The organism is Cryobacterium sp. TMS1-20-1 (genome assembly GCF_004402355.1).
GTDB lineage: Bacteria > Actinomycetota > Actinomycetes > Actinomycetales > Microbacteriaceae > Cryobacterium > Cryobacterium levicorallinum.
On record NZ_SOGF01000068.1, the window covers coordinates 1 to 10,370 of the forward strand.

Genomic DNA, 10,370 nt, shown 5'->3' on the forward strand with positions numbered 1-10,370 from the left:
AGCATTGAATAGCTTGTCTAGATAACAACTATTTTAGCTGGTCAGAGGGGCATTCTCGGTTTAACGCGCCGTCAAAACCTCAAGGTCAACCGGTGGATTCAGGCTTAGGCTCCGGGAGGCACCGGCTTTTCCCGCGATACCACTGAGATTCCCCCGCCCTACCGGTCGCGCCACAAGGCACGAGCGATCGCCCCTCAGCACACCTACTCGACAATCCCTCAACCCCCCCCAAGTGGCCAAGTTTTGAACGGCTAGACTAAAAATTCACGAAGGCTGCCTAGCCCGCCCAATTCAGCTACGCACTTCACTCGGGGGAGGAAATCATGTCAGTGACCGATGTCGCATCGACCGCTTTGAGGGATCTCCACAAATCCATTCCTCTCGTGCGTTTCGGAACCCAGTATGCCTTCGACGCCGCGTCCTGGGCCGTCGCGCTCATCCTGGCGCAAGCCTTCCGATACGAGTTCCTCGTCGACCTAATCCGTTGGGTCCCACTCCTCCTGCTCTGCCTGACCGCCGCGATCCTGCAGCTGTTCATCGGTTCCCTCTACCACCTCTACCGTGGCCGCCACCCGTACGGCAGCTTCGCCGAAGTGCGCTCGCTGCTTTGGTCGGTGCTCGTCACCGCCCTCATTCTCGGCGTGCCGGTCATCGTCTTTGGCACCCTCGTCGAGATCCCCCGCAGTACGGTCATCATCGCCCTGCCCATGGCCTTTATCTACATGGGCGGCGTGCGCTACTACAAGAGGCTTCTGGTCGAGCGTGCCATCGTTCCGGCCGACGACGCCAGCAATACGCTTGTCTACGGCGCCGGTTACCTCGGCAGTTCTATCGTGCGCCGCATGAAAACCGATGCCCAGTCGTCGTTCCGTGCGGTTGGCCTCATCGACGACGACCCACAGAGAAGTAACGTCTGGTTGCACGGCGTTCGGGTGCTCGGCACCGGCTCCGACCTCACGCGTGTTGCGAAGGCCGCCCAGGCCACCGTGCTGATCGTCGCCATTGCAAGGGTCGACGCGGTGCGGTTGCGGGAGATCTCCGACAAAGCGGATGCCGCCGGCCTGCGGGTCAAGGTGTTCCCCACCCTCGACGAGGTGCTCAAGGGCAAGGTGCGCCTGAACGACCTGCGCGACCTCTCGATCGAAGACCTCATCGGTCGCCAGCCGGTTGATACAGAGATGGCCTCGATCGCCGGTTACATCGCCGGCAAGCGCGTACTGGTCACCGGCGCCGGCGGATCCATCGGCTCTGAACTGTGCCGCCAGATCAACAAGTTCGGGCCGAGCGAACTGATCATGCTTGATCGTGACGAGACCGGCCTGCAGACCACGCAGATTTCCATTCTTGGTCACGGTCTGCTAGACACCAAAGACGTGGTGCTGGCCGACATTCGCGATCTCGACGCACTCACCGAGATCTTCACCGAGCGCCGCCCCGACGTTGTCTTTCACGCCGCCGCGCTCAAACACCTGTCTATGCTCGAGCAGTACCCCGACGAAGCGTGGAAGACCAACGTGCTCGGCACGCGCAACGTTCTTCAAGCTGCCCAAGAAGCGGGGGTGAAAACCTTCGTCAACATCTCCACCGACAAGGCCGCGAATCCCACTAGCGTGCTCGGGTACTCCAAACGGGCCGGGGAACAGCTCACCGCCTATGCGGCAGAGCAGACCGGGCATGATTACATTTCGGTGCGCTTCGGAAACGTTATCGGTAGCCGTGGCTCCATGCTGCCAACCTTCACCGCGCTCATCGAGGCCGGCGGCCCGCTCACCATCACCCACCCCGATGTAACGCGATTTTTCATGACCATCCCGGAAGCCTGCCAGCTGGTCGTGCAGGCCGGCGGTATCGGCCGCCCCGGCGAGGTGCTCATTCTTGACATGGGGGAGCCGGTACGCATTCTCGATATCGCCCAGCGCATGATCGCCCAGTCGGGTCAGAACATCGAGATCGTTTACACCGGTCTGCGGGAGGGCGAAAAGCTGCATGAAGAACTCGTGGGACTCGGCGAGAGTGACGAACGCCCCCTTCACCCCAAGATTTCGCACACCCACGTGGCACCCATCGCTCCCGCTCACCTCGACGAACAGGTCTGGCATCGTAGTTATCGACACCACGCTCACGCACCGCTACACCGAGAGAGCGTGAGCCATGAATAAACGCATCCACATGTCGTCGCCCGACGTCGGCGAACTCGAAGAGCAGTACGTCTTGGCCGCCATGCGCTCCGGCTGGATAGCCCCTCTTGGCCCCGACATCGATGCCTTCGAAGCAGAGATGGCCGCTCGGGTCGGCGTCACTCACGCGGTCGCACTCAGCTCGGGAACCGCCGCGCTGCATCTGGGGCTCCTCGGCCTCGGCGTGGGCCCCGGCGACGTTGTCGTCACCTCGACTATGACCTTCGCTGCCACCGCGAACGCGATCGTCTACACCGGAGCAGAGCCGTATTTCATCGACTGCGAGCTGGTCACCGGCAACATGGACCCGGTATTGCTGCGTGAGGCGCTCGAGCAGCTCTACCGCGCCGGCGAGAAGGTCGCCGCCATTGTTCCCGTCGACCTGCTCGGCAAAGCGGTCAACTACACGGCCATCTGTGCCATCGCCGACGAATACGGCATTCCGGTGCTGGCGGATGCCGCCGAGTCACTCGGCGCGAGCCACAATGGTCAGGCGGCAGGCTCCTTCGGGCGAGCGTCCATCCTGTCCTTTAATGGCAACAAGATCATGACCACGTCCGGGGGGGGCATGCTCCTAACGGATGACGCGGATCTCGCGACCCATACCCGATACCTCGCCACCCAGGCCCGTCAGCCGGTTACGCACTACGAGCACACCGACATCGGCTACAACTACCGCTTGAGCAACCTGCTTGCCGCACTCGGTCGCGCACAGCTCACCAGGCTCGACGACATGATCGCAGGGCGCCGTGCGATGCGTGAGGCCTACCGTGACCTCTTCGCGGCCGTTCCCGGAGTCGAGATCTTCGGCGGTGAGAACGATGAGAACGACAACTTCTGGTTGACGTCCATTGTGGTGGATGCTGCGGTCTCCGGCTGGACGGCCGCCGAGCTCAGCGCGCACCTCCTGCTCGACAACATTGAAAGCCGTCCATTGTGGAAGCCGATGCACCTGCAGCCCATCTTTAGCGGCGCTCGATCGATGTCCAACGGTACAGCGCAACGATTCTTTAACACTGGGCTTACGCTTCCCAGCGGGTCATCCCTAGGGCCCTATGAGATTGAACGCGTGCTTACTCAAATTAACGACTCAATAATGAGCCGAGTGTGACTCGCGTAGGACAGCAGCGCCGGTTTGATATTACAAAGCGAATTCTCGATCTGGTGGGTGCATCGGTCGTTCTGGTCGTCACTGCACCAATTCAACTTTTGGTCGCGGGAGCGGTCGCTGCAAAACTGGGACGCCCGATTCTGTTCAAACAAGAGCGCCCGGGTCTTAACGGGCAGATCTTCCTCCTTCGAAAGTTCCGAACAATGAAAACCGTGTCGCTGGCCGGTGGATTAGTGACTGACGACGAACGATTGACGAGATTCGGTCGAATTTTGCGGTCAACGAGCATGGATGAACTTCCCACTCTCTGGAATGTGATGAGAGGCGACATGAGCGTCGTCGGTCCACGGCCTCTTCTGGTGCGATATTTAAGTCGCTATTCACCGTTAGAGAACCGCAGACATGAGGTTCGGCCCGGCATAACTGGATTGGCGCAGGTCAGCGGCAGAAATTCTCTGTCGTGGTCGCGAAAGTTTGAGTTAGATGTTGAATATGTCGATCATCGTTCCTTGGCACTAGACGCAGTAATTGTCCTTCGAACCCTAAAGGCAGTTGCCCTTCGAGAAGGAGTGACCTCCGAAGGGAATGCGGCCATGCCTGAGTTCGAGCAAGGACTTCAGAATGCATCCAAGTAATTGGCTGGCATCTATTGGTAGGCGTCGCGGGGCTGTCGAAGAACCCACTCAGGAGGCAGATCCGAATCGCCGAGCTAAGGTAGTTGTGTTTTCTGCGTGGAAACGTTCCGCTGCCGATCGGCCACCTGATCGATGTAAGGCTGTACCCCGCATCGTTTCCTACGAATTCTTCAAAGAACCGCGGCAGATTGCCGGGCAGTATGGCACGCAGATAGTCATCCCTAAAATCGTAGTGATTTCGGAAGCTCGTGGCCTGCTTGAGAAGTGTGGTCTGGACGTCTGGAAGCCCAGTGTCAAATTGACCGAACAGAGCATGGACAAATGCGAATCATTTCAGAGGGTGGAGCACAATAATGTATGCACCGTCGCTACGCAGCAGGAGTTTGCCGAGACGCGTCATTCTCCATTCAACGGAAAGATTGACATCAAATTATGATCAGGATCATAATCGGTGGGCCTTCGCAATTCACCACCCGAAACCGAATGCGGCATTTCGAGAAACCGCTGAAACTGTGGCCAGTGTCCAGAGATAAGGCGAGTTGCATTCCTGTTACACCGCGAGCTTGGAGAGTGCCGCAGTGTCTGTTAAATTAATTATTGTTGGAGCAGGTGGCGCTGGGCGAGAAGTAGCTGAAATTGCGCGGGACGTCGCGCTTGAGCAAGACGTCGATTGGGTCCCTTTTGGCTTCCTCGATGACGATCTTTCGATCGCGAGTGATGCTCGGCTGCCGCTACCCCTACTTGGATCGATTTCAGCGTGGACGCCATCGGAAAACAGAGAAGTATTTATTTGCGCCATTGGAGACCCCTCGAAGCGGGAAAGGATCATCACATCGTTAGCATCACGCGGAGCAGTGTTCACGCAATTGATTCACCCCACTGCCCGTGTCGCGTTGACGGCTAAAATTGGCACAGGTGTGGTCGTGTATCCGTTCACATATATATCCACTAATACTCAAATTGGAGCACACGTTTTTATCAATCTGCATAACGCTGTGGGTCACGATGCCGAAATTGGGCCGTTTTCCGTTATTAGTAGTTTTTGCGATGTGACAGGAAACGTGTCGATAGGTGAGCGTGTATTTCTCGGCAGCCATGTTTCTATTGCGCCGGGCTTGAAAATTGGTGATGACGCCATGTTAGGAATGGGGAGTGTCGTCGTTACAAATGTGCGTGCCAGAAAAAGAGTTTTCGGAAACCCTGCTAGAGCAATAAAAGTTTAGGACCAACAGAAAATGAGAATTGAAACTGTTTCAGGAGTTATGATAGAGGGTGTCGTTGCTTGTTTACCAGAAAACCTGATTGACAATCGGGATGCTTGTGCAGACCTCTTCGGTGATTCTGTAGACACTCTCATCAAAGCGACTGGAATCCAAAGCCGTGCTATAGCGAATCCAGGCACGACTGCGCTCGACTTAAATCTTGCCGCCGCGCGCAAACTCATAGAGCTCACGAGGGTATCACTCGACGATATTGGGGCTGTAATTTGCGTCACGTTCACTCCTGAATATTTGTTGCCGTCGGACGCCCCTGCCGCCCAATCTGCTTTAGCGTTATCAAACAATACAATAGCTTTCGACATTAGCATGGCTTGCTCAGGTTACGGTTATGGACTTTATGTCGCAGCCCTGCTCGTGAAATCAACTGGAAAAAAAGTTCTTCTCCTTGATGGCGACGTGCAATCTGCATTTGTATCCAAGCTGGACAAGTCCACGTATCCAGTAATGGCGGATGCGGGGTCCGCTACGCTTCTCTCGCCGAACTTGGATTCAGCCGATGAATGGAAATTTGCATTCTTCACGGATGGAGGTGGGCGAGAGGATCTCTTCATACCGGCTGGAGGTTCTAAAATTCCTGTCGATAAGGAGCAGATACGGCCTCGCTGCCGAGAAGATGGTAGTTCGCGAAGCCAATCGCAGATTTACATGGACGGGTTTGGCATATTTAAATTTGTCGCCCAAACCGCAAGCAGATTTATTGAACAATTTATGAGCCAAATTCAACTCAATCCTGCGGAGCTGGATACTTTTGTTCCGCATCAGGCAAATATGTACATGATCAATCAGCTCGCGCGAAAACTGAAAATAGAAAATTCTAAAATATGGAAAAGCGGAGATAAGTTCGGCAATCCCGCTTCTGCATCTATTCCCCTCACCATCGCGTACGAAGCTGGAAAGCTAGGTGGTGACGAAAGAGCACAGACTTTGATCGCCGGATTTGGGGGAGGACTTTCAATCAGCGTAGGCCTGATCAGCCTAAAGAAATCGGCGTCTTATGCCCTCATAAAGTATACAAAGGAAGAAAATTAAATGAACCAGTTTTTGTTGTTCGTCGCCTCAATATTCGAGGTTGAACCATCGACCTTGTCTGGCGACACGGAGTACAATTCCATTCCGCAGTGGGATTCACTTATGCAGTTACGTCTTATTGGTGAAATCGAAGATAAGTACTCAGTCGAAATCCCGATCGACGAAATTCCAAATTTGAAGGCACTATCAGATTTTTATGCTTGGTTGCAATGATTGTTAATAAAACAAGAATCGCAATCCTGTCGAACGTGAATTTAGACCTTGTCAGCGGTTCATTAATTAAGCAAGCGCAGATGTTTCCTTCCGAAGGATACAATCAGTGGGTCCAGCAATCATTTCGGCTCAGTCCCCGATTGCTCGAATTCTGCCCAGAAGTGCTCGCGCTAGTACTCGATGGAAATGACCTGGTGGCGTCGGCGAATTCGTTTGAAGATGCTGATGCGATACTCGCGGAAGCGGCGAGTCACGTTGAACGGCTCCTTAGCAGCAATAATTCAATGTCAATCTTGGTATCCAATATGGATTTCCGACCTGTCCGCATCGGACCTAGAGATGAAAATGAATTTGAGAGCGCACTGACAGCACGCTGGGATGCTCTTTTAGGCGCAGTCCTGTCGCGTCATTCGCATGCGCACCTTTTTGATCTAAGATCATTGATTACCGCGCACGGCAGGATGACGTTTTATTCTGACAAGATGTGGTATCTGGGATCGTTGCCTTATAGCATCAAAGCAACGAACGTGATCGGAGACAGTCTGTTGGCGAGTATCGTGAAACTGAGAGCTATTCGAAAAAAAGTGCTATTGCTCGACTTAGACAACACGATTTGGGGTGGGGCGCTCGGAGAAGAAGGTGTCTCTGGTATCAATCTCGGACTTAGTGGTACCGGCGCTGTTTATCGAGATGCGCAAATTCGAATCCTTGAGATCGCGAATACTGGAATTCTTTTGGCGGCGATTTCAAAAAATGACATCGCCGACGTTGTTGAAGCCTTCGATACGCACCCGGATATGGTCCTCGGTAAACGAGACTTTGTCGCCCTTCTCGCCAATTGGGAAGACAAGGCGGCGAATATCAAAAGACTTGCTGAGAAACTAAACCTTGGATTAGAGTCTTTTGTATTTCTTGATGATAACCCTGTGGAACGAGAGAATATTCGACGGTCATTGCCCGAAGTGAGTGTGGTCGACTTTCCTAGTGATGTGTCAAAGCTCCCAACTCTGATTCAAGATATTTACTCCGAACACTTCTTTGCGTCTCGTTTGACTGCAGAGGACACCCAGAAACGCGTTCAGTATGCTGAAGATTCAAATCGAATAGCGGCGCGTAATTCCGCCTCATCAATCGACGATTACCTTTCTTCTTTGGAGATCAAAGTTAAGATTGATGAAATGAGCGTCGGAAGCATAGACCGAATCGCGCAGTTGACTCAAAAAACGAATCAATTCAACGTTTTGACGGCTAGATACGCACCAGAATCCCTTATGAAGTATCAGGCGCAGCACGGAAACTATATTTTGGGTGCCGGTGTATCTGACCGGTACGGAGATAGCGGACTGGTGCTCGTGATTATGCTTTCAAGTGATAACACTGAAGCGCACATAGACAACTTTATTATGAGTTGTCGAGTCATGGGAAGACATATTGAAGATTCGGTCCTGTCAGCAGTTGAGGGTTTTCTTAGAACTAGGGGGATTATGAGATTGTGCGGTCGATTTGTTCCATCACAAAGAAACGTCCCTGTTGCAGACTTGTTCGATCGGCTGTCCTTTCAGCTTGTCAGGGAAGACAGCGAAGGTAAGGATTATATTCGAGACCTTTCCCAACGAGCCGCTGGACGAAAGAGTCTCCACAGCGTCTCTTGGATTCAAAATTGAAGATTCATCACGTAGGATACGCGGTTCGAGACATTGCGAGCGCGGGCGAAAAGTTCCGGACTTTAGGGTTCGAAATTGGCACGACGATCACAGACGATATAAGAAAAGTCGCAATAGCTTTTGCGCGCAATGGCAATTACGTAGTCGAACTCATTGCACCGGTAGATTCGAATTCGCCAGTAGACGGAATCTTGTCGAAGATGGGCCCAACGCCTTATCATCTGTGTTTTGAAGTTGACGATATGAATGCGAGTCTTGCAACGTTCAGAAAGCAAGGCTATGTCGTTGCGTCTCCACCTTCCCCCGCGCCGGCAATCAACGATTCAGTCGTCGCCTTCTTGTATCATTCAGAAATTGGCCTAGTTGAACTTGTTGAAGTTGTCAACTCATCAGATGGAGCAATTTAATGAACAATTTTATAGTAAAAATCGCGGAAATTCTCGAGATGGAGCCCAGCCAACTGTCGTCTGCAACGAATTTCCGTGCAGATTCACTTGATTGGGATTCAATGCGAGGGTTTTCGATTCTTTGCATGCTCGAAGACGACTATGATCTCAGCTTGAGTGTAAATGATTTTCTGGAATGTCTAACAGTTGAGGATTTGTACTCACTGGCAAATCCGTCAGGGTGCTAGATGACGACTGAGCGGCACGGCTTCGTTCTCGTCACAGGTGCTACAGGAGGAATCGGTCAAGCAGTAGTTATGGACCTTATGAGTCGAGGTTTTAACGTGATTGCTCAGGGTCGGGACCACTCCCTTCTGAATGAAATGTTTGGTCACGAGCCGAATTGCCATACAGTGCAACACGGCTTTGATTCTGCGGATGATACACCTTTATTTCTGGCATCACTGGTCAACCGATTCGGAGCTCTCCGTGGGTTAGTACATTGTGCGGGATTCGACAAAATTGCACCGCTGTATCTGAACAAGCCATCAATGATGGAAGCGCTCTTCAGAATACATGCGCTCGTTCCAATGACTTTGATCAGCTCCATGGCAAAACGAGGCAACGCTGCTCATGGTTGTTCAATAGTTTTAATTTCCTCCCTGTCAGCTCATACTGGCGCTCGTGGCCATTCCGCTTACGCAGCTGCGAAGGGCGCGATCGAAGGATTTCTCATTCCCGCTGCGTCTGAGTTAGCTGATCGAGGAGTGAGATTGAATATTGTCACGCCTGGGATTGTGAAGACGAAAATGTCAGATGGCTTCATTTCTCGTCTCGATGAGATTCAATCGAAAGAGTTGATGTCGAGTTATCCGCTTGGTCTGGGATCCGCGATTGATGTCGCAAAGGCCATTGGTTTTCTTGTTGGGCCTGATTCAAAATGGATTACGGGTCAGACTTTGGTCTTGGATGGTGGCCACCTCGCACGAAGTGTTTGATTACTCGCGACTTGCTACTTATCGTGGTCTGCTGAGCGTGCACCTCCATTCGACAAGTGAGCCGCGTGCCATTTGGCCTGCTGGATTTGACTTGTCGCAAGAGGCGTTGAAGATGGGTGAGTATGGGAAACCCTATCTTGCCAATATTGCAGGAATTTATTTTAACAAATCGGACACGGTGGGCGCTACTGCGATCGCCGTTTCGCAATACGTCATCGGAATTGACATCGAAAAGATAAAGCAGTTTGACACGCGAATTCCAGAGAGGTTCTTCACCCCGGAAGAGTCAAAGTATATTCTTACTGCCGATCACGTGATGCGGAATGAACGGTTCAGTCGTGTTTGGACTCGGAAGGAAGCTTTCGTGAAGTGGTCAGGAAGAGGGCTTAGTCAGGATTTTCGGTCGTTCGACGTACTTCGCAATCCGAGTTTCACGACCGTCAAAATTAAGTCTTTTGTTCTGAGCGTTTATTGCCCCAGCGGCATGCCTGCTGAAACTCAGGAGTAGTCGGGCCCAGGATCTCGCGTTGCGTGGGGCTGCTAAGATCCATCTATCGCAAGGTTTGAAGTGGCCTACCAAACGCTGCCATAACGCTCGCAGGCGGTATCTGACCCCAGGGGTCTGGACATGGGCGGTGGGGCCGTGTTCCGATTCCCCGGATTCATGCGGTTTTTGTTTGCTCTGAGGTTTTAATTTTGCCCACTTTACGTTAGAATTAAATGATACAAAGTTGGGCTCGAAGTGGAGGTGGGATGATGATTTTGATAACGACGCAACCGCCCCTCCCATTTGCTCTTGTGGCCAACGCCCAGCGCATTGGCGCCGCCGTCGACTTGATCGCGGATGGCGACGGCGGCCAAGTATTCCTGCATGGCA

The 10,370-nt window shown here is 52.8% G+C and carries 12 protein-coding genes; all 12 read left to right on the top strand.

From position 1 onward, the window contains the following. The first annotated feature begins 323 nt into the window (after positions 1 to 323). The 12 genes from E3O45_RS16375 (at position 324) to E3O45_RS16430 (ending at position 10,001) form a co-directional block, all read left to right on the top strand. Positions 324 to 2,159: a nucleoside-diphosphate sugar epimerase/dehydratase gene (locus tag E3O45_RS16375; RefSeq protein WP_134444533.1), complete on the top strand. Its 1,836-nt coding sequence runs from the start codon at positions 324 to 326 to the stop codon at positions 2,157 to 2,159. After that, positions 2,152 to 3,288, top strand: a complete 1,137-nt coding sequence (locus E3O45_RS16380; RefSeq protein ID WP_134444534.1) for a DegT/DnrJ/EryC1/StrS aminotransferase family protein — start codon at positions 2,152 to 2,154, stop codon at positions 3,286 to 3,288. The genes E3O45_RS16375 and E3O45_RS16380 overlap by 8 nt, the downstream gene beginning before the upstream one ends. After that, a complete protein-coding gene (locus tag E3O45_RS16385) occupies positions 3,285 to 3,923 on the top strand; it encodes a sugar transferase (protein ID WP_304989007.1) in 639 nt (212 codons plus the stop codon). The genes E3O45_RS16380 and E3O45_RS16385 overlap by 4 nt, the downstream gene beginning before the upstream one ends. After that, the gene (locus E3O45_RS16390) at positions 3,910 to 4,359 is read left to right on the top strand and encodes a hypothetical protein (protein ID WP_134444536.1); all 450 of its coding nucleotides are present in this window, start codon (positions 3,910 to 3,912) and stop codon (positions 4,357 to 4,359) included. The genes E3O45_RS16385 and E3O45_RS16390 overlap by 14 nt, the downstream gene beginning before the upstream one ends. Positions 4,360 to 4,501: 142 nt before the next feature. Beyond that, complete coding sequence (locus E3O45_RS16395; RefSeq protein WP_166789538.1) at positions 4,502 to 5,146, top strand: acetyltransferase; 645 nt, start codon at positions 4,502 to 4,504, stop codon at positions 5,144 to 5,146. A gap of 12 nt (positions 5,147 to 5,158) precedes the next feature. Beyond that, positions 5,159 to 6,232, top strand: coding sequence for a ketoacyl-ACP synthase III (locus E3O45_RS16400; RefSeq protein ID WP_134444539.1), 1,074 nt, complete (start codon positions 5,159 to 5,161; stop codon positions 6,230 to 6,232). After that, on the top strand, positions 6,233 to 6,445 hold the full coding sequence (locus E3O45_RS16405) for an acyl carrier protein (RefSeq protein ID WP_134444541.1): 213 nt from the start codon (positions 6,233 to 6,235) through the stop codon (positions 6,443 to 6,445). After that, entirely contained in the window at positions 6,442 to 8,109 is a 1,668-nt protein-coding gene (locus tag E3O45_RS16410; protein WP_166789539.1) for an HAD family hydrolase, read from the top strand. The genes E3O45_RS16405 and E3O45_RS16410 overlap by 4 nt, the downstream gene beginning before the upstream one ends. Further along, positions 8,106 to 8,516 (top strand): VOC family protein, encoded by a 411-nt coding sequence (locus E3O45_RS16415; protein WP_166789540.1) that lies wholly within the window; start codon positions 8,106 to 8,108, stop codon positions 8,514 to 8,516. The genes E3O45_RS16410 and E3O45_RS16415 overlap by 4 nt, the downstream gene beginning before the upstream one ends. Then, positions 8,516 to 8,743: an acyl carrier protein gene (locus E3O45_RS18470; RefSeq protein ID WP_134444547.1), complete on the top strand. Its 228-nt coding sequence runs from the start codon at positions 8,516 to 8,518 to the stop codon at positions 8,741 to 8,743. The genes E3O45_RS16415 and E3O45_RS18470 overlap by 1 nt, the downstream gene beginning before the upstream one ends. Then, positions 8,744 to 9,493, top strand: coding sequence for an SDR family NAD(P)-dependent oxidoreductase (locus E3O45_RS16425; protein ID WP_134444548.1), 750 nt, complete (start codon positions 8,744 to 8,746; stop codon positions 9,491 to 9,493). After that, the gene (locus tag E3O45_RS16430; protein WP_166789541.1) at positions 9,465 to 10,001 is read left to right on the top strand and encodes a 4'-phosphopantetheinyl transferase superfamily protein; all 537 of its coding nucleotides are present in this window, start codon (positions 9,465 to 9,467) and stop codon (positions 9,999 to 10,001) included. Before E3O45_RS16425 ends, E3O45_RS16430 begins: the two co-directional genes overlap by 29 nt. Positions 10,002 to 10,370: the final 369 nt, after the last annotated feature.